Annotated in this window: 22 protein-coding genes; 2 read left to right on the forward strand and 20 right to left on the reverse strand. The window is 40.2% G+C overall.

The genetic code is table 11. The features are described 5' to 3' along the window. Positions 1-30: 30 nt before the first annotated feature. The 9 genes from OQ289_RS14205 to OQ289_RS14245 form a co-directional block, all read right to left on the reverse strand. Positions 31-1,434, reverse strand: a complete 1,404-nt coding sequence (locus OQ289_RS14205; protein WP_270087523.1) for a 3-keto-disaccharide hydrolase — start codon at positions 1,432-1,434, stop codon at positions 31-33. Between the two features lie 116 nt (positions 1,435-1,550). Further along, positions 1,551-2,396: a sugar phosphate isomerase/epimerase family protein gene (locus tag OQ289_RS14210; protein WP_270087524.1), complete on the reverse strand. Its 846-nt coding sequence runs from the start codon at positions 2,394-2,396 to the stop codon at positions 1,551-1,553. Positions 2,397-2,739: 343 nt separating this feature from the next. Next, positions 2,740-3,186, reverse strand: coding sequence for a DoxX family protein (locus OQ289_RS14215; RefSeq protein ID WP_270087525.1), 447 nt, complete (start codon positions 3,184-3,186; stop codon positions 2,740-2,742). Between the two features lie 360 nt (positions 3,187-3,546). Continuing rightward, the gene (locus OQ289_RS14220; protein ID WP_033562896.1) at positions 3,547-3,831 is read right to left on the reverse strand and encodes a hypothetical protein; all 285 of its coding nucleotides are present in this window, start codon (positions 3,829-3,831) and stop codon (positions 3,547-3,549) included. Between the two features lie 152 nt (positions 3,832-3,983). Continuing rightward, positions 3,984-5,135: a galactokinase gene (gene galK, locus OQ289_RS14225; protein WP_270087526.1), complete on the reverse strand. Its 1,152-nt coding sequence runs from the start codon at positions 5,133-5,135 to the stop codon at positions 3,984-3,986. 1 nt (position 5,136) lies between these two features. Further along, positions 5,137-6,189 (reverse strand): UDP-glucose--hexose-1-phosphate uridylyltransferase, encoded by a 1,053-nt coding sequence (locus OQ289_RS14230; RefSeq protein WP_270087527.1) that lies wholly within the window; start codon positions 6,187-6,189, stop codon positions 5,137-5,139. Positions 6,190-6,244: 55 nt separating this feature from the next. Then, a complete protein-coding gene (locus OQ289_RS14235) occupies positions 6,245-7,906 on the reverse strand; it encodes a sodium/sugar symporter (protein WP_033562898.1) in 1,662 nt (553 codons plus the stop codon). 482 nt (positions 7,907-8,388) lie between these two features. Next, on the reverse strand, positions 8,389-8,757 hold the full coding sequence (locus OQ289_RS14240) for a YkvA family protein (protein WP_270087528.1): 369 nt from the start codon (positions 8,755-8,757) through the stop codon (positions 8,389-8,391). A 360-nt stretch (positions 8,758-9,117) separates the two neighbouring features. Then, positions 9,118-9,387 (reverse strand): hypothetical protein, encoded by a 270-nt coding sequence (locus OQ289_RS14245; protein WP_033563240.1) that lies wholly within the window; start codon positions 9,385-9,387, stop codon positions 9,118-9,120. A 195-nt stretch (positions 9,388-9,582) separates the two neighbouring features. Between OQ289_RS14245 and OQ289_RS14250 the strand changes: the two genes are divergently transcribed. Continuing rightward, on the forward strand, positions 9,583-10,320 hold the full coding sequence (locus tag OQ289_RS14250; RefSeq protein WP_270087529.1) for an acyl-[acyl-carrier-protein] thioesterase: 738 nt from the start codon (positions 9,583-9,585) through the stop codon (positions 10,318-10,320). A 52-nt stretch (positions 10,321-10,372) separates the two neighbouring features. Here the strand turns inward: OQ289_RS14250 and OQ289_RS14255 are convergent, their stop codons facing one another. The 9 genes from OQ289_RS14255 to OQ289_RS14295 all read right to left on the reverse strand — a co-directional run bounded on the left by OQ289_RS14255 (position 10,373) and on the right by OQ289_RS14295 (position 20,904). Next, the gene (locus tag OQ289_RS14255; protein WP_270087530.1) at positions 10,373-11,005 is read right to left on the reverse strand and encodes a gluconate 2-dehydrogenase subunit 3 family protein; all 633 of its coding nucleotides are present in this window, start codon (positions 11,003-11,005) and stop codon (positions 10,373-10,375) included. A 27-nt stretch (positions 11,006-11,032) separates the two neighbouring features. Continuing rightward, the gene (locus tag OQ289_RS14260; protein WP_033562902.1) at positions 11,033-12,463 is read right to left on the reverse strand and encodes a Gfo/Idh/MocA family protein; all 1,431 of its coding nucleotides are present in this window, start codon (positions 12,461-12,463) and stop codon (positions 11,033-11,035) included. Positions 12,464-12,484: 21 nt separating this feature from the next. Next, positions 12,485-14,170 carry a GMC oxidoreductase gene (locus OQ289_RS14265; protein ID WP_270087531.1) on the reverse strand — a complete coding sequence of 562 codons (1,686 nt, stop codon included), beginning with the start codon at positions 14,168-14,170 and terminating at the stop codon, positions 12,485-12,487. Positions 14,171-14,201: 31 nt separating this feature from the next. Continuing rightward, a complete protein-coding gene (locus OQ289_RS14270; RefSeq protein WP_270087532.1) occupies positions 14,202-15,446 on the reverse strand; it encodes an MFS transporter in 1,245 nt (414 codons plus the stop codon). Positions 15,447-15,537: 91 nt separating this feature from the next. After that, on the reverse strand, positions 15,538-16,479 hold the full coding sequence (locus OQ289_RS14275) for a hydroxypyruvate isomerase family protein (protein ID WP_270087533.1): 942 nt from the start codon (positions 16,477-16,479) through the stop codon (positions 15,538-15,540). Between the two features lie 4 nt (positions 16,480-16,483). Next, positions 16,484-17,518: an FAD:protein FMN transferase gene (locus OQ289_RS14280; protein WP_270087534.1), complete on the reverse strand. Its 1,035-nt coding sequence runs from the start codon at positions 17,516-17,518 to the stop codon at positions 16,484-16,486. A gap of 9 nt (positions 17,519-17,527) precedes the next feature. Further along, positions 17,528-18,844 carry a Gfo/Idh/MocA family protein gene (locus OQ289_RS14285; RefSeq protein WP_270087535.1) on the reverse strand — a complete coding sequence of 439 codons (1,317 nt, stop codon included), beginning with the start codon at positions 18,842-18,844 and terminating at the stop codon, positions 17,528-17,530. A 29-nt stretch (positions 18,845-18,873) separates the two neighbouring features. After that, positions 18,874-19,836 carry a formylglycine-generating enzyme family protein gene (locus OQ289_RS14290; protein ID WP_270087536.1) on the reverse strand — a complete coding sequence of 321 codons (963 nt, stop codon included), beginning with the start codon at positions 19,834-19,836 and terminating at the stop codon, positions 18,874-18,876. Positions 19,837-19,986: 150 nt separating this feature from the next. Then, on the reverse strand, positions 19,987-20,904 hold the full coding sequence (locus tag OQ289_RS14295; RefSeq protein ID WP_270087537.1) for an AEC family transporter: 918 nt from the start codon (positions 20,902-20,904) through the stop codon (positions 19,987-19,989). Positions 20,905-21,139: 235 nt separating this feature from the next. Here OQ289_RS14295 and OQ289_RS14300 point away from each other — a divergent pair, with 235 nt between their 5' ends. Further along, positions 21,140-22,246: an acyloxyacyl hydrolase gene (locus OQ289_RS14300; RefSeq protein WP_270087538.1), complete on the forward strand. Its 1,107-nt coding sequence runs from the start codon at positions 21,140-21,142 to the stop codon at positions 22,244-22,246. 135 nt (positions 22,247-22,381) lie between these two features. On the opposite strand, the gene OQ289_RS14305 is transcribed toward OQ289_RS14300, so the two are convergent. Further along, a complete protein-coding gene (locus tag OQ289_RS14305; protein WP_270087539.1) occupies positions 22,382-22,978 on the reverse strand; it encodes a hypothetical protein in 597 nt (198 codons plus the stop codon). Then, positions 22,975-23,721: a hypothetical protein gene (locus OQ289_RS14310; protein ID WP_270087540.1), complete on the reverse strand. Its 747-nt coding sequence runs from the start codon at positions 23,719-23,721 to the stop codon at positions 22,975-22,977. The genes OQ289_RS14305 and OQ289_RS14310 overlap by 4 nt, the downstream gene beginning before the upstream one ends. Positions 23,722-23,950 lie beyond the last annotated feature (229 nt).

The following is a 23,950-nucleotide window of genomic DNA, read 5'->3' on the forward strand; positions in this document are numbered from 1 at the left end:
TATACGGGTCATTTTTTAGATTGGTGTATTTTACAACACCTTGATTTTAATGTTTCGATAGGACACATTGTCACCGTGATCTTGCAAAAGGATATGTCCCTTTTTAGCCTCACCAAAAGCTGGCCAATCTTTGTACTTGCTAATCGCGACCAAATCTTTGAAAGCCTGGCTTCCACGTTGATATTCTACCATTTTCTCGCCATTGAGATAATGCACTACTTTATTGTCAGGTGTGACGACCACTCGTCCTCTGTTCCATTCGCCAATTGGTCTACGAGGCCTGGGCTCACGATTGGAAGTAATCAAATCATACAACGATGCCAACGTACGGTTGCCATTTCTGCCCAATTTGGCGTCAGGGTGTTTCTCATCGTCCAACACTTGATATTCCAATCCTATCGCTGATCCATGGGTCTGCTCTTTAAGTGTTACAAAATATTTAACACCACTATTGGCGCCAGGGGTAAGTTTGAATTCAAATGATAAATCGAAAGCACTAAATTGATCTGTGGTCACGATATCACCACCATTGGTTGATTCACCACCATCTGATTTCTGTACACTGATGATACCATCGGCTATCTTCCATCCCTTTTTCGGAAACTCATCAGAACGTGTGCTTCTCCAGTTAGTAGCATCAATTCCGTTAAAAAGCAATTTATAACCGGCATCTTCTTCGGCTTTGGACAGTTTATTAGGTGTCAAGTTGACCACGTAAACATCCTTTGGAAAATCTTTGGTTTTCAAATTTTCAGTCTGGATGTTTACATTCTTGAAAAACACTTGTTTCCCATCCAATGCTTCAGGAATACTATGTACTTGTAGACCGATAAATCCCTTTGCATCTACTGTATCGATCACATAGGCGACGGGAATATCATTGACCCATGTCTTGGTTTCATTGCCTATAGCTTCGATACGAATGTGGTTGTATTCTCCTGGCTTATATGCTGACTTGGCGCGCTCATTCAAATCCAAAGGATACAACCAATTTCTCCGTCCTTCGTCATATATCCCGCCAGTCCAAGCACGTGCACTCGGATCGATCTCCACCTGGCGACCATACACCCTTCCTCGTCCATTGTTGGCGTCCTTATCTATATGGCTGCGTGTCTGTATTCCAGAATTGGTATTATCACCTTCCAATTTGACGTCAAGCTCCAATACAAAATCCCCATACTCTTGTTCGGTAATCAAAAATGAATTGGGTGTACCCTTAGTCATTCGTCCGACGATCGCACCATCTTCAATTTTATAGGGAGCATTCCCTCCCACTGTCTTCCATCCTGTCAGACTCTTTCCATCAAACAAAGGCTTCCATTTCTCTTCATTTTGTCCTTTCGACGTGTTATTACAAGCTGTCAGTAAAAAAATCGAAGCAAGGGTACACCATGTCCATCCTCTACTTGTACTAAAAATTTTCTGCTTTACCATTAATCTATAATTTTGTAAAATATAAATACTTATTTATGTGATTCAAACAACAATTGCAATCTATATGACCAAAAAAGGGTCGATAATCCTTCTTCCTGTTTAATTGGAAGCCTACTTTAACTCGCGTCCAATACACCTCTAAAGTACCCAGCAGATTCGGCAATACCAGCCAAAGGATCTTTCATATCCTTTTCAAACTCCAAACTACAGACACCTGGATATTTAATCTTCTTCAACGCAAGGACAAACTTAGGGATGTCGATCACTCCCCTACCCAATTCACACGTCTTACCGTCTGCACTTGCAGCCGTAACATTTTTCAAATGGATATCAAAGATTCTATGCTTATATCTAACCAAATCTTTAATAGAATCTTGCCCGTCCCTGACATTGTGTCCCATATCAAAGCACATCCCCATTCGAGCGTCCAAGTCCTTAACATGGTTATAGATTACTGTAGCATTGGGATAGATTTTATCTTCTGGGCCATGATTATGGATCGCATATCGGATGTTATATGCTTTTGTTTTTTCGGCTATATACTCCAAATCCTTAATCTCAGGTATGCCAATGACTAAATCAACGCCCACACGCTTTGCATATTCAAATGCACTGTCTATTTCCTCTCTCTTCTTCATATATATAGGCCCCACGGCGTAGCCCTTAACATTAACCGCCGCCAATTGTTTGTGAAAGGCCTCTATCTCCGCTGCCGTACTCTTATAGGGCAGATGAAAGTCTTTAATGCATAGATAATGAACATCCATCCTTTTCATCATCGCTAAAGATTGTTCTAAATTAAAATTGACAAAACTGTATCCTGCTATTCCCAATTTGATGGACTGTTTGCTATCCTTATTCTGCACAGGCGAGGCCCATGCATTGGATATTAGGGATGTTCCGGCATATGCAGCAGATAAGCTGAATAAACTCTTACGGATGAAGTTTCTTCTTGAATTCATGGTAATCTATTTTATTTAACTCGCTAAAAAAGTGGTTTGCAATGTCATACAATTTCCCCTGCTGAAATTAAAATCGACAATTGTCAAATCCTAAGACGTCATCTAATAACAGGAGATGGTTTATACCGATCGGTTTACGCTATAAGTAATCCGGATACACAATAATATCAATTTTCACCCCCATTTTTACGGAAAGTGAGGTATTTATTTACGAAAACGTTTTAGAGTACAAACAGAAAAAAACGGAAAATAGAGATTCCGGAATAAAATATTTAGAGGAGCCAGAAAATACGCATATTGGCCCCTTCAATCTTCTGGGTGAAGATTGAAGGGGCTCTATATACTAAATCTTACGCAAGTACCCGGGCTTGTTCATGGCATTGTCTAAAGAGTATCGGCCAGAGCCGATAACTAGAAATACCAACAACAAGATGAGGACGATTGCCGAAAGCCAAAATTCGGAATTCAAAAAGCTAAACCCGTTTGTGATGTTCACAAAAAATACGGCTCCAATAAGGATGGGTAGTTGAAAAACAACGGCGATTCGTGTTGAAAATCCTAAGGCGATAAAAATACCTCCTACCAAGTGCGCAAATGCAACATAATGTACGGCTGACCAGATAGACAACTGAAAATGTGTCCTTTCAATCAGTCGCGCAACGGAGTCAGTATCCGAGATGAAACTCACCCCCTTTACAAAAATGATGACACCAAGGACAATTCTAACAACATCCAACCACCGAGGATGATGGGTATCTCCCCAATGTTCAATCCTGTGTACTAGATTCATAATGACCTCCTTTTTAATTGGTTATATAAAGTTAACGAAAAAAAACTGGATAAAGTACTTCAAAAATCGTCCTATTTTTCAAAACATCAACGGTGGATACTATTCTCCAAACAGCAAAACATTAAAAAGTCGCATGCATTATTCTTACGGTTAACACACATACGGTACACATAAAGCCATTAAGCTGAAAATGAAAGAAATAAAAAGTAAAAGCCTGAAGCTATCATTTGTGGCGCTATATATGACAAAACAGGGAACTGGTATCCCCTATTCGAATAGAGAGTGAAAGAGCGCGATATACACGGCTATTTGGCAGTAAGGGCAACCCAATCGGATTTGAACAAGCGTAAAGATAAGGTGTTAATCTACCTCAATCAAGAGAAAGTCTTGGACACTATCGTGATTCTCTAACTGGATAATATCCCCCTCGTAGGCGCCAATCAATGAGCGATAGAGACTATTGTCAAAATCCTCCAAAGTAATCTGGAAGTGAAGAATGGTATTACCTTGAAGAGAACGCAATTTAATCTTGGAATTAATGCCAACCAAATCCTTCAGTTGGGACCAATCATTCCTTTCAGAACCTCCACTTGACTGACGGATATCCGCTGATGAATCTGCACGCTGTATTTTCTTAAACCTCATGACCTTATACCTAAATAATCCGATAATGACTTACAATATGTATAAGGCAAAACTAGGAAAATAAAATCTACCAAACAAGTAGATTTTATTTTCCAAATTAATTCCAGCAAGTAGGCTGTGCTTGATTCCCGGAAATCGTATAACTAAGAATCTTAAATAGTAGAGGTCCCGTCTGCTGTCTGTACTTTTATAACAGTTACATCTTTCCCAAATTGCTTCACATACTGATCACTTATCAGCCTCACCAACTCATCGACATATGCAGATTCAACAATATTAATAGTACAACCACCAAAGCCACCTCCCATCATTCGGGAACCCAATACTTGAGGTAGTGGACGGACGATATCCACTAAAAAGTCTAATTCAGGACAACTGACTTCATAGGCTTTGCTCAATCCATCATGGGTATCAAACATATACCGACCCAAGAGGGGAATATCCCCTTCTTGTAGACTCTTGCATGCCAACTGGAGACGTTCGATTTCCTCCACAACAAAGCGAGCTTTAGTATATACTTCTATATCTCGTTCTTTGACATACGCGTCCAACATCGCCACATTTGCATCTCGCAGACTGTCGACTTCTGGATGGTTTACTCGAATCCATTCAACAGCCTGCTCACATTGCTCCCTCCGCGTATTATAGGCTGTAGAGGCCAAAGAATGTTTGACGTTAGAATTGAATAATACGATTGTATACCCATCTAATTTTAAGGGAACATATTCAAACTCCAACGATCTACAATCTAGCTTGATCACGTGGTCTTTTTTTCCGAATGTAGAGGCAAATTGATCCATGATACCACATTTGACGCCTGCATATGTATGCTCCGCCAACTGTCCTATCTTAGGAATTTCCAATCTAGGGATATCCAAGGCAAACAACTCATTCAAGGCCAACGTTGTGGCACATTCGACAGCTGCAGAAGAGGAAAGTCCAGCCCCCAATGGAATATCACCGTCAATGTAAAGGTTAAATCCTTCAACTACATGTCCTCGCTGAACCAATTGATCAACCACACCAAGAATATAGTTGGGCCAATGCTTTTCTGTCGGAGCCCGCTCCGACAATTCAACTTCATATCGTTCTTGATAATCCTCCGCATACAAACAAATGCGTAAATCGGAACGCTTGGACACCGCAACATATACCGCTTTATCAATGGCCGCAGGTAGAACGAACCCTCCGTTATAGTCTGTATGTTCGCCTATGATATTAATCCGCCCTGGTGAACGGACTACTAATGGTGTAGAATGAAAAATAGATTGGAATTTATGTTGGATTGTATCTTTAGTAATCATGTTAAACAGTTTTGTAATGTATCGTCGAGCACGCTCTTAATTGTTGAGCTGCAAATTCGGGTGTAATGTCGCGTTGGGGATTGGCCAACATCTCGTACCCTACCATGAATTTTTTAACCGTTGCGGAACGTAATAATGGTGGATAGAAATGCATGTGCCAATGCCATTCGGGGAAATCTCCACTATTGACCGGAGCCTGATGCATACCGGCGGAATACGGGAACGATGTCTTAAATAGATTGTCATAACGTGTGGTCAGCAACTTCAATATGGAAGCTAGATCGTCCTTCTCTTGTCCGGTGAAATCAGTAATATGCTGAACAGCTCTTTTACTGACCACCATCATTTCGTAAGGCCAAGATGCCCAAAAGGGCACAAGTGAGACAAACGAATCGTTTTCATCAATAATACGCACTTCCTTTTGAAGCTCCGCTTGAAGATATGCCGTCAACAATGTTTTACCATATTTCTCAAAATATGTTTTTTGTCGCAAAGATTCTTTTTGAAGCTCTTCGGGTATGCCATTTTGCGCCCAAATCTGTCCATGTGGATGCGGATTGCTACAGCCCATTATAGCCCCTTTATTTTCAAATATCTGAATGTACTTAATCCAACCATTGCTAGATAAATCGCGATACTCCTGTTGCCAAACGTCCACTACAGCCCTAATGGCGGCTACCTCCATTTCGGGTAAGGTCAAGTCATGACGAGGGGAGAAACTGATGACTTTACAGATTCCTTTTGCCACATCGGCAACAAATAAATCGTCTTCGTTGACAGCCCCATCAGGTGTCTCACTTAATAAAGCAGAGAAATCATTGACAAATACAAAACTTGCTTTATAATCGGGATTGGTATCTCCATCGGCTCTCACATTGGTCGGGCATAAGTAGCACTTCGGGTCATATGCTGGCCTTGAGTCTTGTGGGATATCCTCTACTTGACCCTGCCAAGGTCTCTTACTTCGATGCGGAGAGACCAATACGCGCTCTCCGGTCAATATATTCAATCGGGTATGTGGATCTGAAGCAAGTTCAAATTCAGTATGTTTCATAAGGATGTTAGCGTTTTTTTATTAAGTTCTAGTCTTCAATAGCTAAAAAGTAATCTTACCAAAAAAGAGTGTAAAGAGCTGCTGTGATACCGAGTACAATCAGTGCGCCGACAGCGAAAGAAGTGCTGGTTTTAAACATCTTGGTGTCTATCTCGAGCCCATTAGGTACTACTCCTCTACGATTATCAATGAAACTAATAATCACCATACCTATCACACAGGCGATGAAAACAAATCCAACTCTGTCGATAAACGGAATTTCGTATATACCGCTCGCCGTCTTCACAGAGAACCCTGTGGACGCAAGAAAGGACAAATCAACATATTTTGGAAGAAATTTGAGGATGATAGACATAAGGAAACCTCCGATGGTGGCAAACAAAGCAGCATTGGAAGTTGTTTTTTTCCAGAAAAACCCCAATAAGAACATGGCAAATATCCCTGGTGAAACAAAGCCTGTGTATTCTTGTATATATTGGAATCCGCCCTTTTTATCGATTCCCAAATGAGGAGCAATCAATATAGCCAACACCATAGAAATCACGATGACAATCTTTCCTACGTTAACCAATTTTCTCTCAGATGCGTCCTTATCGAATAGCTTTTTGTATATATCCAAAGTAAATATAGTCGCCACACTATTCGCCTTTCCAGCGAGTGAGGCCACTACAGCTGCTGTTAATGCCGCGAAAGAAAGTCCTTTTAGTCCGGTAGGTAACAAGCTCAATAATACCGGGTAAGCCCTATCAGGGTTTAGTTCGCCATTAGCCAACATCTCCTTTTGAAAAAGCCCGTCATTATACAATACCAATGCTGCAATACCGGGAAGTACCACGATGATAGGCATCAGAAGTTTAAGAACAGCAGCAAATAGCAAACCTCCTCTAGCGGTTTCTAAACTTGCACCCAACGCGCGCTGGGTAATATACTGATTACAGCCCCAATAACTTAAGTTAATCACCCACATACCTCCTATCAATACACTCAGGCCTGGTAAATCTATGTAATTTTCATTTTCAGGCTTCAATATCATGTGGAAGTGATCGGCAGCTTTGTCTTGCACCAAGGCGAATCCGTCCAAAATACCGGAGCCTCCAAAATGGTCAGATACCAGATTTAGTGCTAGATAGGTAGTGGCCAAGCCACCAAGGATCAAGAAGAAAACCTGCACCACATCAGTATATCCAATCACCTTCATCCCACCTAACGTAATAATGATGGCAAAGACCGCTAATCCAATCATACACATGTTAAAATCTAATCCAGAGATACTGGATACAGCCAACGCTCCTAAGAATAAAATAGACGTGAGATTGACGACAATGTATAACAATAGCCAGAATACAGCCATAATCATGGACACAGTGCCATTGTATCTCTGATTGAGAAACTGAGGCATCGTAAATATCTTATTCTTAAGATAGACGGGTAGAAAGAATACGGCTACGACAATAAGCGTGGCGGCTGCCATCCATTCGTAAGTGGCTATAGCCAGACCTATTTTGAAGCCCGAGCCACTCATCCCAATAAATTGCTCTGCCGAAATATTGGAAGCAATCAATGACGCGCCAATGGCCCACCAAGTCAATGACCCCTCGGCCAAAAAGTAATCTTTTGAGCCGCCAGAAGCTGATTTTTTCTTATAGTAAATATATAGACCGTAACCGGCTACAATAATAAAATAGAATAGGAAAACGATATAATCCTGTGTTTGCATAATATATAGATATTCAAAGTTTATAAACTGGTATGGCTTCCTAACTTGAGGTCGATTATAATGTAAAAATACATATCGGTTGAACAGATGCTATTCATTATTTTCCAGCGTCAAGACAATAGGTGTTGCATATTTATATTGGGTCACAAAGCGAGGCAATTGCCTTGTTTGTAAAAATTACACTAAGCTAGAATAATCTTGCGAGAAATCATAGTTATTTTTGGTGGTTTTTGTCTCAATTAGTATCACAATTGTCTCATTATACATGATAAAAATGGTCTCTGGCAGTGGTTCTGATGTTTGTAACCCGATTCTGCGGGGCACGACTTTGGAATATGCCATACAGCTACCCATACATTTTTTCCACAAAAAGGGGGATGCACCGTTCAAAACTTAACATCTTCCAAAGAATTGGACAATAAAAAAAATCATCCTAATGAGAAGAAGGATGATGAATGCACGGCAGTTGGAAGCCACGAGCATCAAGCTGTCACAGGACGCTGTTTAAATAGTTTGTATTTCTTGATTTCCTCAGAGAGCTTGGCTACAGCATAGCCCACGATAGTCACATCATCCAACCAACCTACAACAGGTAGCACGTCTGGCACGGCGTCTAAGGGGGATATAACATACACAATTGTAGCAATGATGACCGACATATTCCACTTATTCATATGATAACGTCCTGCAAATACATCTTTACACATTGCAATGAGGAGTTTGAACTCGTCAACCTTTCCATCTAAATAACTGGCCTTATTCTCAGCCATATCTAAATCTCCAGCATTGATTTTGTGATTCTTGAAGAGTTCGAACAACAGCATCGCCTTATTAAAATACGTCTTTTTCATTTATTTAATAGTGAATGTTAGCTTCCATTGTATTATCGAGTTCGTTGTTACGTACCCAATCATTTACATCTTGATTTGTCTCTACGGTTTTATTCTGAACACAAATTTACAATGAATGGTACTAAGAACCTATCATAGTTTAATCATTTTATCGAAACCAGTACACGAACTCCCGATATCATTTCCCAAAATTAAAATCTTAACGGTTTTCTCCTTTATTTAGAAAGCACAACTATTATTGGGTCAGCAACTGCTTCCAAACTACCTCGGAGCGCGATACTCTGAGTAAACGACATTAGGAACACACGGCTAATAATCAAGGAAGTAGGACAAAAAAAAATGCTGATGACTCAGCACTTTTTAATAAGCTATTTCGATTATCGATTTCAGAGGAATCAATACACCACTCTTTATCTGTAGGTACCGATCGGTCACAGACCATACGGTGGTCTCGATACGTTTTGGTCCGTCTACAGTCTGAAACACAATAGTTGTTTTAGATTTGAATGCATTTCCCAACCGCAATGCTCCCTCAAGTTTATCTTTCAATAGATCGGAATGATCTTCATCGGCAGGTATAATCTTATATTTCGGCAATTCTTCTTTCGCTATTAATTCTCCAATCATCATAGTCATTAGTTTTAAGTATATTTTAAGAACCCTCTCATAAGGTACAAACGAACTTTTTATTTCCTTTTGTATCCGCTAAGCTAAATTTAAATATTGTTTAATAGATAAACAATAGCAATTCGCATTTTTTCGTTTACACGATGTGTTTTGATCAAGAGATTAAGATTTTGTGACATTTCGCTTATCTTTGATTACATGGCAACACAAGAAAGACCTTCGACTTACGAAAAAGACTGGGAAGTGAACTTTACTCACTGTTATGCAAATGGATTGATCAAGTTTTCGGAAATCAGCAATATGCTGCAGATTACAGCGGGAGAGCATGCAATTGCAGCTGGTTTCGGTTTTTTTGAAATGGCCAATAACAACCAAGCGTGGGTGCTAAGCCGAATCCGAATGGAAGTAGAGGAACTCCCAAAATGGCTAGACCATATCACCATCAAGACGTGGATACAGGAGTTTCAGGGTGCCCGCTCAATTCGCAATTTTGAGGTGTGGAGAAAAGGAAAACGCTACCTCACGGCTACGACATATTGGGCGGTAATTAATACACTTAAAAGAACGTCCGAAGACTTGGCAATACCTACAGTCGGATTTGAAACCTACCCCTTACAAATAGCTACCTCGAAACCTTTCTCTCGACTGGATATACAGAGAGATACCGCTGTCGTAAAAAATCATCAAGTGGTATTATCTGATCTGGATATAGTTAAACATGTAAACAATGTCAAATATATGGAATGGTGCCTAGATACCTTAAAACCTGAATTGGTACTAGAGAATAATATCCGAGCACTAGAAATGAATTATCTCCGGGAACTGCGGTATGACGATTGGGTGGAGATATCGAGTTCACATACGGACAATGAAATCTTCTTCAAAATAAAGAAAGATGAAAAAATAAGTTTTCTGATGCAAATCGAACTAAAATAGAAAAAGGGGTGTAAAACCCCTTTTTCTATTATTCATTAGTATGTTCATTTAACTATAACGCCCAAGCGTGTTCACCCTTTTTATAAGGATAGTTACCATCGTATTTACCTGGAATTTTGACGTAGCGAAGTGCCTTTGTAGACCCTAGCTCCGAACTAAAAAATCCTGTAAGTGTCAACTGTTTGAACATTGTGAACCAATGTGGAGGGAGACTCTCTGGAACGCGATACATCTCATTTTGCTTGAGTGCTTCTTTCTCACGTTTCTCCTTTGTCTCTTCGTCCTGTTTTTTATTAAATTCGCCAGCCTCTTTGTCCAGAGTATTGACAAATTTGGTTTGATCTTCTTTGCTCAATTCCTGAAATTTCTTCCCGAAATCTTTTTTAGCGCGATCGTCCACACCATTAATTCCTTCTAAGAAAGCTTTTTGATGTGCTTCATTATAACAGTCCCTAATCATCACCGGAATGAAGTCACCCACTCCTGCTTCTTTCGCACCTGGAGTACTTGTTTTTGGGAGAATTGCTTCCGCAAGGTCACCTAAAAAATCTGTCGATTCTTTTGTAAAAAGCGCCTCCACATCTTTGGATGCAGAACGGCTACAACCTTCCAAGAAAAGATTGGCTCCGATCACGGCTCCCCCCATTATGAAGGCAACCCTTTGTAATGCTTCTCTTCTATTCATATCTTTTTATCGTAGTAAAACGTAAAATTAAAATTTGTAATTTATATCCCAACCTGTACGGTACTGTCTCTTCACAAATTGATTGACAGCATCGAAGTTGGTTACTTTCATTTGATTATTGTCCCACAACAATTTCAAATTACGTCCTGGATATTTACCATCTATTTTCATATCGGCTCCGCGAATGGCCAAATTGGCCATCAATAAAGCTTCAGTCAATGGTCCGGAAATCTCGAAAGGTGCACTGACTTCTTTTTTTCCGTATCCAGCAAGACATGCCTCTACCCATTGTCCGTAATGTCCACTCGCAGCTCCTGGTACTCTTTCGTATTTTTGAGCCACCTGCTCCACTCGGCTTGTCGGTAGCAAGCGAGCATTGTCGCCATATGTATCGGCTAGAATCTTTCCTTTGGTACCGACCAATAAGATACCGTTGCCACCATCGCCAAAGATTTCATTAGCACCCAATTCATCAGGTCTTGGAGGTTGGATACCACCGTCCATCCAATGTAAAGTAACAGGTAGTTTGGTGCGCGTACCTTTAGGGAATGTCAATGTCGCATGACTTGATGGAGGACAGCTTTCTGGGAAATATCCTCTTTTGAACTCATCTACATATACCGTCCCGACACTTGCTTGAACATCTTGAACATATGTCAAACCTAATGTGCTGAAAGGGACCTCCAATAAGTGGCATCCCATATCACCCAAAGCTCCTGTACCGTAATCCCACCAACCTCTCCAGTTGAATGGAACTAATTTTTCGATATAATCTTTTTGAGGAGCTGTCCCTAACCATAGATCCCAATCCAGTTCCTTTGGAATTTCTCCTTTGCCGGTAGGCCAAGGAATACCTGAAGGCCATACAGGTCTATCTGTCCAACAATATACAGTATGTACGTCTCCGATAATACCAGCTTCATACCATTCACGAATCTGTCTAGGTCCATCATTAGATGCTCCTTGATTACCCATTTGGGTGACAACTTTATATTTTTTTGCAGCATCGGTCAATGCGCGAGCTTCCCACACATCATGTGTCAATGGTTTCTGTACGTATACGTGCTTACCCAACTGCATCGCAGCCAACGATTGAATCGCATGATTGTGATCAGGTGTGGATATGGACACAGCGTCAATATGCTTGTGCTCTTTGTCCAACATCTCTCTGTAATCTTTATAATACTTTGCCTTCGGGAATTTCTTAACAGATCCGGCAGCTCTTCTATCATCTACATCACAAAGGTAGGCTATCTCTGCTTTACCACTGGCGTAGAAAGAGGCTATATCACTAGACCCTTTACCGCCAACACCAATACCTGCAATTTGCAATTTATCACTTGGCGCGATAAAACCTGTTCCACCAAGTACATGGCGTGGCACAATCATAAAAGCTGCTGCTGCTGTTGCAGCGGATTTAATAAAGTCTCTTCTAGACTTACTGTTATCGTTGTTCATAATGTTTAGTTTTCGTTTTGGTTATAGGTTACCTTTTTTCAGCTCACTAACTGCAAAATCGACGGCACGAGCTGTTAATGCCATATAAGTAAGAGAAGGGTTGACACAAGCACCCGAAGTCATTGCAGCACCATCTGTAACAAACACATTCTTGGCATCCCAGACTTGGTTATTACCATTTAAAACAGAATTCTTAGGATCGGTACCCATACGTGCAGTACCCATCTCATGAATACCTTGACCAAAGCCATAGACATTGTCATAAGTATACACATCTTTGACGCCAATCGTTTCCAACATATCCTTCATCTCCTCCTGCATGTCTTTACGCATCTTAATCTCGTTATCTCTGATCTCTACATCGAACGAAAGTACAGGTAATCCCCATTTATCTTTTGCTGTCTTATCTAATGTAACCTTATTCTCATGATAAGGCAATATCTCTCCGAAGGCCGTAAAACCAATATTCCAGCCGCCTGGTTCAAGGATAGCATCTTTCCAATCACCACCCACATTCATTTCCGCAACTTCTCCTGACCAACGTCCGCGACTGGCACCACCTTGGTATCCAAAACCACGTACATAATCGCGTTTCTTGGTATCTCCATCGACGTTGACAAAGCGAGGAACGTAAATACCATTGGGTCTTCTACCAAAGGTATACTTATCTTCATAACCTTCAACGGAACCACCTGCACCACAACGGAAATGGTGATCCATCAGATTATGTCCCAATTGACCACTGCTACTTCCCAATCCACCTTCCCATACATCTGTTGCTGAGTTCATCAACACCCATGTAGAATTCAATGCGGAAGCACAGACAAAAATTACTTTTGCGAAGTACTCGTAGGTCTTATTTGTTTCTGCATCCACAATCTCAACACCTTTTGCTTTCTTGGTATCTTTATCGTAGATGATATTTTTTACGATTGAAAATGGTCTTAAGGTAAGGTTACCTGTCTTGACAGCTGCTGGTAAAGTCGCAGATTGGGTACTAAAATATGCCCCAAAGTTACAACCTAACCAACATTGATTTTGATATTGGCAGTTCACACGATCATGATGAGGAACCGTAAGATTTGCAGTTCTTCCCATTATAAAATGACGTTTGCCACCATACTGGCCTTTCAACCGAGCAGCCAAATCCTTTTCCACGATATTCATCTCCATGGCAGGCATAAAATCACCGTCGGGCAATACGTCTAGTCCATCTCTATTACCAGATATACCTGCAAATTTCTCAGCGTAGCTGTACCAAGGCGCAATATCTTTGTAGCGTATAGGCCAATCGGTACCATGTCCATCTTTGGCATTGGCTTCGAAATCTAAATCTGAAAAACGATAACTCTGTCTTCCCCACATAAGGGAACGTCCACCTACGTGGTAACCACGATACCAATCAAATCGTTTGACCTCTGTATACGGGCTTTCTTTTTCGTTGACCCAATAGTCTAGGTTTTTCTCATTCAAGGGATAATCGCGACTCAGTACGGGGTAATCTTTGATCATCTGTTGAGTACGTCCACCCCTATGCGGAAAATCCCAAGAATTCTTATTGGGCGATGGGTAATCTTTGATGTGCTCAATATTACGTCCGCGCTCCAGTACAATTGTTTTGAGACCTTTTTCGGTTAGTTCCTTTGCAGCCCAGCCGCCACTGATTCCAGAACCGATGACAATTGCATCATAAACATTATCTGCCATATCTCTTCTCTTAAATTAGTTATTGTTTATTTTAAATAGTTTCTGTTTCATTCGTGTTTTCGACTTTCTCGTCCTTGAAAAAAATCAAGAAGAAAAAGAAGACTACTACTGCAATAACGGCAGGAATCACCCATACCTTGTTCCAGAATAAGGCGATATCAGTGGATTTAATATCCAAATACATGTCGCTTACGTATCCAGCTACCCAAAATCCAATCAATTGGCCAACACCATATGTGGCAAGTGTGATCAATCCTTGAGCAGCGCTCTTATACTTTACCCCCGCCTTTGCATCGGTATAAATCTGACCGGATACAAAGAAGAAATCATAACATACCCCATGTAGTGCAATACCCAAAATCAGCATGAAAGTCAAATCACCTGCATTGCCATAAGCAAACAAGAGGTAACGTGCTGCCCAAGCAAGCATACCTACTAAAATGGTTTTCTTGAAACCGAAACGAGTAAAGAACACGGGTAACAAGAGTAGGAACAAGACTTCGGAAATCTGTCCTATCGTCATTTTCCCTGTTGGATTTTCAAGGTTAATCTCACTTAGGAAGACGTTGGCATTCTGATAGTAAAAAGCTAATGGAATACAAATCAAAATCGACGAGATAAAGAAAAGCAGGAAATTTCTATCCTTTAACAATTTAACGGCATCTAAGCCCAGAATTTGACTAATAGAGGCCTTTCCATCATTGCTGACTTTCACTGGTGGCGTCTTAGGCAGCATAAAGCTGAATACACCTAACACTAATGAAGCGACTCCAGCCATTAGAAATGTATTTTGAAGCAATCCATCAGCTGCATCCCATTTGAACAGGTAGCTAATTGCCAAACCAGCAACTATCCAGCCTATTGTACCCCAGATACGGATACTTGAAAATTCCTTTTCCGGGTTTTTCATTTGACGGAAAGAAACAGAGTTGACTAAAGAAAGCGTTGGCATATAAAGAAGCATATATCCCAAAACGTAAGGATAAAACTCGCTAACAGACGTTGATTTGTACATTTGGTACATTAAAACCGCCCCCACAATGTGCAACACTCCTAATATTCGTTCTGCATTAAAGAAACGATCGGCTATCATGCCGATAATAAACGGTGCTACAATAGCACCCCAAGATTGCGTAGAAAACACATTGGCGCTCTCCAGCCCTGTTGCATTCAAGCCTTTACTAAGAAAAGTACCCAACGTAACAAACCATGCTCCCCAAATAAAAAATTCGAGAAACATCATAAAAGAAAGTTTAATTCTTATTCCTGTTGTCATAAAAATGGTTTATAGAAAATCGATGTTGATTTAAAACTAAAAGCAATTTATAAAAAAATATTATATTGTACAGAATACACACTTAAAAAAGTTACACAGCAAAGCTGTCTACTTCACGATATGCAGCTAGCAAAGCGTCTTCACCAGCTTTACCACCTTTAGACATACCATGCTCCATACCGACTATACCTTTATATCCTTTGTTGTATAGCCACTTAAATACATTTTTATAATTGACTTCTCCTGTTGTTGGCTCATTACGGCCAGGATTGTCTCCTACCTGTACATAGGCAATCTCGCTCCAGCATTGGTTCATCAAATTAATAAGGTTGCCCTCATTTTTTTGTTGATGATAAGCATCATATAATATCTTACATGATGGACTGCCTACTGCTTTACATATTTCATAAGTCTGGTCGGTATATCTCAAAAACAGGTCGGGTGTGTCACTCAATGGTTCGAGCACCATCGTGATGCCATGCGGTTCAAAGATTTCAGCACCACGCTTCAATCCTTCAATGACATTGGCTGTCTGGACGCCAATTGGAAGACGTCTTTCATAATCCCCGGGTACTACTGTCACCCACTTAGCACCTACACGCTTAGCGATTTCGACAGATTCACGACAGCCTTTCAAGAAGATATCGACATGCTCTTGTTTTCCTGCCGCCAGGGTGTTGGCACCATTCCCACCTTTTGGCACAACAAAAACACCCATAGTCATTCCTAACTTGGCCAAAAGTTCGCCGGCCTTTTTCTGCTCATCTACCGACCTACCAGGCATTCCATTGTCTTCCAGACCGCGAAACCCCAAATCGTGCATATATTTGATTTCATCTAAGAAATTTTTTCCGGCTGAAGTACTAAACATCCCCTGATGTGGAGCATAGTTTAATTTAAAAGTTTCGCCCTTCAATGCGTTCGAGACACTTTCTGACGATTTGGCTTCATTTTCTGAAGCCCGTAACATATTATTAGTGAGTAAAGCTCCTGATAACACAGCAGCACTTTTTAAGAAATTACTTCGTTTCATACTGTTAGTTTAGATTTTGGTTTACGCGAAAGAGTTTATCAAAGCCTTTGGTGTGCGCTTCTTCAATCTCCCCGTTTTGGTTATTATAAATTACATAAATATCAACATTTTTTCTCTTATCCGCAAAAGCTAGTGCTTCTTTCGGGCTCATGGCCATAAAAATATTATCCAATGCATCACCGTCCATAGCACTTGGTGCATAGACCGTAACGCTCACCATATTGGAAAGATAAGAGTATCCTGTGCGAGGATCGATATGATGGGTAATCTTACGACCTTTGTCCATCAAAAATTTCTCAAAATTACCGGCTGTTGTAATTGCTCCTGACGAGACTGTTATAACATCTTGCTTTAAGCTCATTTTGCCGTCATTCATTACAGGTCTTTCGATACCGACCTTCATACTATCTCCATCAGGCTTGACCCCTTGAATCCGTAGTTCTCCGCCTAATTCCACAACAAAACTCTTAATCCCTCTATCCATGAGATATGCGGCAAGAACATCAACAGAGTACCCTTGGGCAATACCATTAAGGTCGATCGTGACGCGAGGATTGGACTTGATAAGACGTCTACCTTTCACTTTCAATTGATGCATTCCAACATCCTTTAATGCATTTTGAATCTGTATGGAATCTGGTAAAGAGGATATACGCTTGGGTCCAAAGCCCCACAATTGGACCAAAGGTGCGACCGTAATATCAAACTGACCTTTGGATAGCTTATGATATTTAAAAGATGCAGCAATCACATTCTTCATATGTACATCCATATCCACTTCTTGGACATCAGATTGATTGAACCTAGAAATAAGTGATTGATTATTATAGATAGACATAGACAAATCAATGTCATTCAATATACTGTCTATCGCAGACTTTTCCATCTGCTTGTCGGAATAATATACGATATGATAGGTAGTACCTTGTGCTCTTCCGTCGATAACTCTCCTTTCAGGACTCACTTTATTTGGCTGTTGGGCACATAACGCCGAACAGCCAATAAAGCAAAAGAATAGAGTTATCCATGAAAATCTCATGAAGACAACTTAGATATAAAGGTTGGTATTCTGCCCTGGAATGGCTTCAGGATATAGGCCGTCTGCATTAGGCAGAATTTTAGGCTTTGCATCCCAAGCGTATGTAGCGGGTTGAAGATCGACAGTGGATTCCAATGCCGCATCCCATTTGATTACTTTGCCCGTGTAACATGCTATACGGCCAATTATACCCGTTAATGTACTATAGGCACCGTACTCAGCATTGTCAAACTTGTATTCTCCTTTAGAGATTGCTTCAAATAGTTCTTTATGTTCTTGTTGATAAGGATTAGGATTTCCTTTAGCATCATGACGATAGATTTCCTTACCATTGGCATCCCAAATGACACCTTGCCCACCAGCTGAAAGATATGTCCTTCCTTTGGTAGCCTGAAATGTCTCGTCCACTCTATTCGCAATACCCTCGAAATGACGACATTGACTATATACAACTGAACCGTCTCCATAAGTCAATTCAACAGCAAAATTATCATAAATCTCACCATAATCTTTTCCTTTGCGATAAGCTTGGCTTCCTGTCCCTTGGATAGATACAGGATATGCACCTTTCACCCAATTTGCAATATCAATGTTGTGCACATGTTGCTCCACGATATGATCACCACACAACCAATTGAAATAATACCAGTTACGCATTTGATATTCCATTTCTGTCATCTCTGGCTTACGTGGTCTCACCCATACACCACCACTATTCCAATAAACCTGTCCAGAAACCACATCACCGATTGCACCATCCTGGATGCGTTTGATTACCTCTCTATAATTCGTCTGGTATCTCCGTTGTAAACCAACTACAACATTCAATTTTTTACGTTTTGCTTCAGCAGCAGCTGCTAACACTCTGCGGATTCCGGGGATATCGGTAGCAACAGGCTTTTCCATAAACACATGTTTACCCTGTTTTACCGCCTCTTCAAAATGTATCGGACGAAATCCTGGAGGCGTGGTCAAAATAACGACGTCAGCATCCTTAATAGCAGATTTGTATCCATCAAATCCAACATATTTGCGACTCTCTGGAATGTCGATCTTATCTTGGAACTTCTCTTTTAAAGTATTATATGTGGAATCCAAATTGTCTTTAAAAGCATCTGCCATTGCTACCAATTTTATATTTTGCCCGGAAGCAAAAGCATCGAAAGCAGCTCCAGTACCACGACCGCCACAGCCAATCAAGGCAACTTTGATAATATCGCTGCCTGCTGCAAAGACATCAGAAATAGGCATAGACCCCAAGGCTGCAGTACCTGCTATCGCAGCACTGGCCTTTAAAAAATCCCTACGTTGAAAATTGTTATTCATTTTATACAAAAAGTTTATTTGGTTGAGTTTTAAAAATCTTTAATTGGGGCTTTATCATAATAAGCCATAATCTCAGCATGAGAAGGAACTGTCTGCGGCCTTACAAGACGTAAACCTACAAAAGGAGCTTCAGGAAACCACCAATTGGATTTCGGAATTTGAGGATCGAGTTGCTTCCAACTTGGATCGGAGGCCATACGAGAAGCCGATCTTAAATCCTTAGCTTCACTATCGAAGGCACCTCCGCGTACACTATGTGGGTAGAGTTTTGTAGGGATATTTACTGGATTGTCCGCTTTCTTTCCCGCAAATTGCTTATAAAATTGAGCATCATACTGATCGTATGTCCACTCGGCAACATTCCCCAACATATCATAGAGTCCCCATTTATTAGGCTTTTTAAGCCCTACCTTTTGCGTTTGTTCGTTGCTATTGGCCTTATACCATGCATATTGATCCAATTGGGCGGCATCATTTCCAAAGTAATAATCATCAGTACTACCTGCACGACTGGCGTACTCCCATTCGGCTTCAGTAGGCAATCTAAAGAAAACTCCGGTCCTGACGTAAAGCCATTTACAGAATTGAATGGCATTGTAATGGGTCATGGCCAAAGCAGGGTGCCCTTCCTTGCCCATTCCGAACGTCATATCTAAATATGGCTTAGTAGGTCGCGTCACTGCATCGACCTCTGCACTCACCTTACCATCATTGGAATTACTTATTTCGTAGTCTTTATAGACGAAAGGTTCATAGAGATCCCAGGTTACTTCAAATGTACTCATCCAAAAAGGATTAATCTTCACCTCATGTACAGGCATCTCGTCCTCCTTCCCGTTGGCACTGCCTTGTTTAAAGGTCCCTCCTGGAATCGCTTCCATTGTAAAATTCAACTTAGTTCCCTTTACATCTTGGGTGTATTTTTCAAATTTAGTTTGTGCACTCCCGTAGGACGCACACATTAAAAGTCCTAATGATAACAATATTCGCATATGACTACAAAGAAATAACTAGACAGATTCTAGGCTTAAATTAATTTGGAAAAACCTCAAAACTTACTTTTTCCGAAGAATAAAGTTACACTAATTGTACTTATTACACACACACAGGCCATAACAAATCTGTTACAGACTTTTGGAGCATTAAAAATCAAATAAATACTGTAGGATATAGAACCAAACAGTAGATGTCAATAGACCAATTATTATACTGACACCTATGGTTAGATTGGCAATTTTACTGTCCAACTTGAATTGATCAATAAGTATACTTGTCGAAACCAAGCAAGGCATAGACATTTCGAAAATACTGACGACACCGTAAGCATTCTCTCCTTTCATAAAAAAAACGAAACCTAAGACCAATACGGGTGCGATCAAAAGTTTATATAACAGCGATAGGGAAATACTTTGGATCTCTTCCTTCCACCCTTTGAATGTTAACTGTAATCCAACCGAGAATAAGGCTAGTGGAGAAACGGTAGCAGCAAGCTTATCAAACAAAGGGTCTAAAGGCTTCATATCAATGAAATGCGGTAATGACAAAGCACAAACGCATCCGATAAAGGGTGGAAAAGTAAGCAAGCGTCTCCCTGCCTCACGTACTCGCACAGCTAATGACGAATTTCGACCTTCCCGCCCAGCGATGTAGACGCCTAAGGTTGACAATAAAAAAAAGGTGGCCTGATCACAAATAATAGCGATAGCAAGATACTGCTCACCAAAGAAACTGGCGACCAATGGAAACCCTACGAAAGAGGTATTACTAAACCCAGAGACTAGTATCAACGTAAGCTTGGTCTTAGTCGTGTATTGTTTAAAAAAACCTACTACACGAAAGCAAATGATACTACCTAACAATACGATAAAAGGGCTAAATACTGGGAACACCATATCTTGCCCCCAAGAGATGTGGGGTAAATATTTAAAAGATACTGCGGGCAGAGCGAGATAGAGTACCCACGTGTTGATTCCTTTGTGCGCCTCCTGATGGATGAGCTTGGTCTGCCTTAAAGCATACCCGGCTCCCATACAGATGATTATCAAAACAAAATTTACCAAAATAACTTTAGCTTTTATTTGCAAAGGTAATTTTCTTTGTGATTACCTGCTAATCTCTCTTACATTTAACCAAGGGATGAAATGGCGGCTTAATATTTCGTCAATCAAAAGTCTATTTCAGATAAAATACATATTTTTGCACGACAACAACATTGGGCGCTTACTTTTATAATTTACTAGGAGATTGAAAAATATTTTTACACTTTTTATTTTGTACACCATTAGCACTTTTGCTATGGCGCAAGAGATCCAATACGCTGGATCTACCGATAGTGTATCTGTCCGTAAGGTGAGAAACCCGATAGTAATAGAGATTGAAGCCGAAAACGGTGGAATATTAGCAGAAAAGGATATTAGAAATACGACTTTCGAGGATGCCTACTACAGTGGCTTCAATCTGAGGGTGGGCTGGCAGACCCAAAAGTCCAAAGATGTTTATCATCAATTATACAATTACCCCATATACGGCATCGGAGCCTACACCAGTACATTTAAAACCAATGTATTAGGAAGTCCATATGCGATATATGGATTTATCCTCGTGCCAATACACCCAAAGGAAAATAGGCGTTGGTCTTATGAGTATCGAATTGCACTAGGACTATCTGGAAATTTCAAACCTTATGATGAGGAGAAAAATCCACTTAATCTAGTAATTGGCTCTAAAAACAATGTTTTTATAGATTTGGGATTTCGAGCAAAGTATAAATTGCACGAAAAATTCGATGTGGGTATCGGAGCGGCATTTCATCACTTTTCCAATGGTGCACTGAGATTACCAAATAAGGGTGTAAACTTACTCCCTATTACCGCATCTCTTTCCTATACTCCCAATCCCAAAAATGTAGATTTTTCGAGAGTCGAAGTCCCTCCGTTCGAAAGTAGCTTTTTATACCATATAAATATTGCTGGTGGTGTAAAACAAGTGGACAAAGAAAGTGATAAACGTTATTACAAATCCACATTAGGCGCATATATGAGCAGGCATGTGTCCTATAAATGGCGTATAGGAGCTGGCTTTGACCTATTTTATTCGGCATCGGGTAATGCTGTGGAAATTGCGGGTGATGAAAAAGGTAAACTGGGTTCGGTACTTTCAGGTGGTCCCGCATTTTATCTTGCCCATGTCCTGAACGAAAGACTGGTATTGAACGGCAATGTGGGCTACTATCTGCATAGAAATGCATTCAACGGCGAGATAAAAAAAGTGTACTTGAGAGCGGGAGCACGTTATTATGTTTATAAAAACCTAAATATGGGCGTGTCGATTAAAGCGCATATGGGAAAGGCTGACTACATCGAGTGGACAACAGGTTACACCTTTGGTAGAAAAACAAAATAAAAATCTATTCAATACTACACAGTATGTTCACTTTACTGCAAAAAAGTCCGTGATTCGACATCTATTTGAATCCATACTTTCTTGCAGCACAAGTAGATTTTATTGTAATCAAAGAATGACAGTGTAGCGTCCCGCTTAGAACAACAGCTTACGACTTACTTCTTTATCAATGGTAATGTAACCTGGATAATAAAAAGTTTGTCCAGCAATCGTTATAGCAGGTTTAATCTTTAAGGTCAACACACCCTTTGAATCTTGATTCCTAGATAGTGATTGGATAAAATCTTGAATTCCCGCGCCTTTCATGGATTCGTACAAATTTGTTCGAATTTTAATCGGCACTATAGCCGACTCATTTGGAGCTATATCTAATTTTTGAATTACCTCTCCTTCTGCCAAATCTGTATTTTGAAATGCAATCTTATATTGAAACTTATTAATGGCAGCTTTCTTCCCTGTTGGATTCGTAACCTTTAAACGGACGTTGGCATCCATAGGCACATCTTTTCTAAGCATCGCGATCGCTAATCCAGGAAGTGCGGATAAATCCACCTCTCCATCCTTAAATACTTGCTTGAAATTAGCTCCTGCCAATCTCAAACTATCAATCGACTCCAATTCATACTTACATTTACTCAGATTTTCGATTTCCCTTTTTTGACGATTCACGCCGCAACCCACCGTCAACAATACGAGTAGGCAAATTACCAAACCTTTAATTCTATTCATCATTTCTTATTTTTCCCAAAATTATAACTCACGCCAAGGGTAAATACAGCATTTCCTGCTTTCAAATATTCATTGCTCACCACACCGATATTAAAGCCGGTGGTATATTGAAGCTGCCAATTTTTATTTAAAGCCAAACGTGTAAAGAAAACTGGCTCAACAAAGATATTATCTTCTTGGGGAGCAGCAACATTATCTATTGAAAAATCTTTCATCGCAATCCTACTTAGACGAATGGCAGTACCGTAATTCAATTCTCTTCTAGCACCAAAGAGGTTGATTTTATCTTTTTTTATAGAGGAGTAATTGACCTGTACAAACATTTTTTCGAAATCCATATCCCTCACTTCAACGGGTATCATTCCTGAAGTTGAGGAACGTAAATCGGTCTCCAAGGTATTACCTATACCATATCCCGCATATACCTCAAAAACCTGCCGCTTTGATTTACCCAAAGGAGTAAAATATCCTATCCCACCTTCATAAAGGTATTGCTTAAACTCTTCATTCTGTCTTTTGTTGTTGACATAGGATCCATTTGCAATAAAACCGATGTGCTTAGTAATAGCAACACCTGCATTTCCACTGATATTACCTTTAAGATTGATATGTCCCGACAAATAGCCTTCTCCTTGCTTTGTAAACATCGGCGTTGCGGGGACATTGGGCATATACATAGACGAGCAACTCTCTAGGGAAAAGGCAATTAGGACTAAAAAAAAACTGGTAAAAATGTATCTATCCATACAGAAGATATTATTGTATAACTAACGACTGCTATATGTATAAATATTGTACCAAACATTCCTTAAAGCCCGTCAAAATTTTTCCGATAATATTTTCATGCCTCTTTTGGTTATACTTTCATTATGTTTTTTGGAGGTATTATGTACCGCTATCGCTCCAAATCGTGGCAGATGGCACAGAATGCGCAAAGAACGAAGAATAAACATCACACCTGGCTTAAGAATCGCT

The organism is Sphingobacterium sp. SYP-B4668, assembly GCF_027627455.1.
Classification (GTDB): domain Bacteria; phylum Bacteroidota; class Bacteroidia; order Sphingobacteriales; family Sphingobacteriaceae; genus Sphingobacterium.

Coding starts and splice junctions, on each gene's coding strand:
- OQ289_RS14205 (WP_270087523.1), bottom strand. CDS start 1,434: ATGGTAAAGCAGAAAATTTTTAGTACAAGTAGAGGATGGACATGGTGT.
- OQ289_RS14210 (WP_270087524.1), bottom strand. CDS start 2,396: ATGAATTCAAGAAGAAACTTCATCCGTAAGAGTTTATTCAGCTTATCT.
- OQ289_RS14215 (WP_270087525.1), bottom strand. CDS start 3,186: ATGAATCTAGTACACAGGATTGAACATTGGGGAGATACCCATCATCCT.
- OQ289_RS14220 (WP_033562896.1), bottom strand. CDS start 3,831: ATGAGGTTTAAGAAAATACAGCGTGCAGATTCATCAGCGGATATCCGT.
- galK (WP_270087526.1), bottom strand. CDS start 5,135: ATGATTACTAAAGATACAATCCAACATAAATTCCAATCTATTTTTCAT.
- OQ289_RS14230 (WP_270087527.1), bottom strand. CDS start 6,189: ATGAAACATACTGAATTTGAACTTGCTTCAGATCCACATACCCGATTG.
- OQ289_RS14235 (WP_033562898.1), bottom strand. CDS start 7,906: ATGCAAACACAGGATTATATCGTTTTCCTATTCTATTTTATTATTGTA.
- OQ289_RS14240 (WP_270087528.1), bottom strand. CDS start 8,757: ATGAAAAAGACGTATTTTAATAAGGCGATGCTGTTGTTCGAACTCTTC.
- OQ289_RS14245 (WP_033563240.1), bottom strand. CDS start 9,387: ATGATGATTGGAGAATTAATAGCGAAAGAAGAATTGCCGAAATATAAG.
- OQ289_RS14250 (WP_270087529.1), top strand. CDS start 9,583: ATGGCAACACAAGAAAGACCTTCGACTTACGAAAAAGACTGGGAAGTG.
- OQ289_RS14255 (WP_270087530.1), bottom strand. CDS start 11,005: ATGAATAGAAGAGAAGCATTACAAAGGGTTGCCTTCATAATGGGGGGA.
- OQ289_RS14260 (WP_033562902.1), bottom strand. CDS start 12,463: ATGAACAACGATAACAGTAAGTCTAGAAGAGACTTTATTAAATCCGCT.
- OQ289_RS14265 (WP_270087531.1), bottom strand. CDS start 14,170: ATGGCAGATAATGTTTATGATGCAATTGTCATCGGTTCTGGAATCAGT.
- OQ289_RS14270 (WP_270087532.1), bottom strand. CDS start 15,446: ATGACAACAGGAATAAGAATTAAACTTTCTTTTATGATGTTTCTCGAA.
- OQ289_RS14275 (WP_270087533.1), bottom strand. CDS start 16,479: ATGAAACGAAGTAATTTCTTAAAAAGTGCTGCTGTGTTATCAGGAGCT.
- OQ289_RS14280 (WP_270087534.1), bottom strand. CDS start 17,518: ATGAGATTTTCATGGATAACTCTATTCTTTTGCTTTATTGGCTGTTCG.
- OQ289_RS14285 (WP_270087535.1), bottom strand. CDS start 18,844: ATGAATAACAATTTTCAACGTAGGGATTTTTTAAAGGCCAGTGCTGCG.
- OQ289_RS14290 (WP_270087536.1), bottom strand. CDS start 19,836: ATGCGAATATTGTTATCATTAGGACTTTTAATGTGTGCGTCCTACGGG.
- OQ289_RS14300 (WP_270087538.1), top strand. CDS start 21,140: ATGGCGCAAGAGATCCAATACGCTGGATCTACCGATAGTGTATCTGTC.
- OQ289_RS14305 (WP_270087539.1), bottom strand. CDS start 22,978: ATGATGAATAGAATTAAAGGTTTGGTAATTTGCCTACTCGTATTGTTG.
- OQ289_RS14310 (WP_270087540.1), bottom strand. CDS start 23,721: ATGGATAGATACATTTTTACCAGTTTTTTTTTAGTCCTAATTGCCTTT.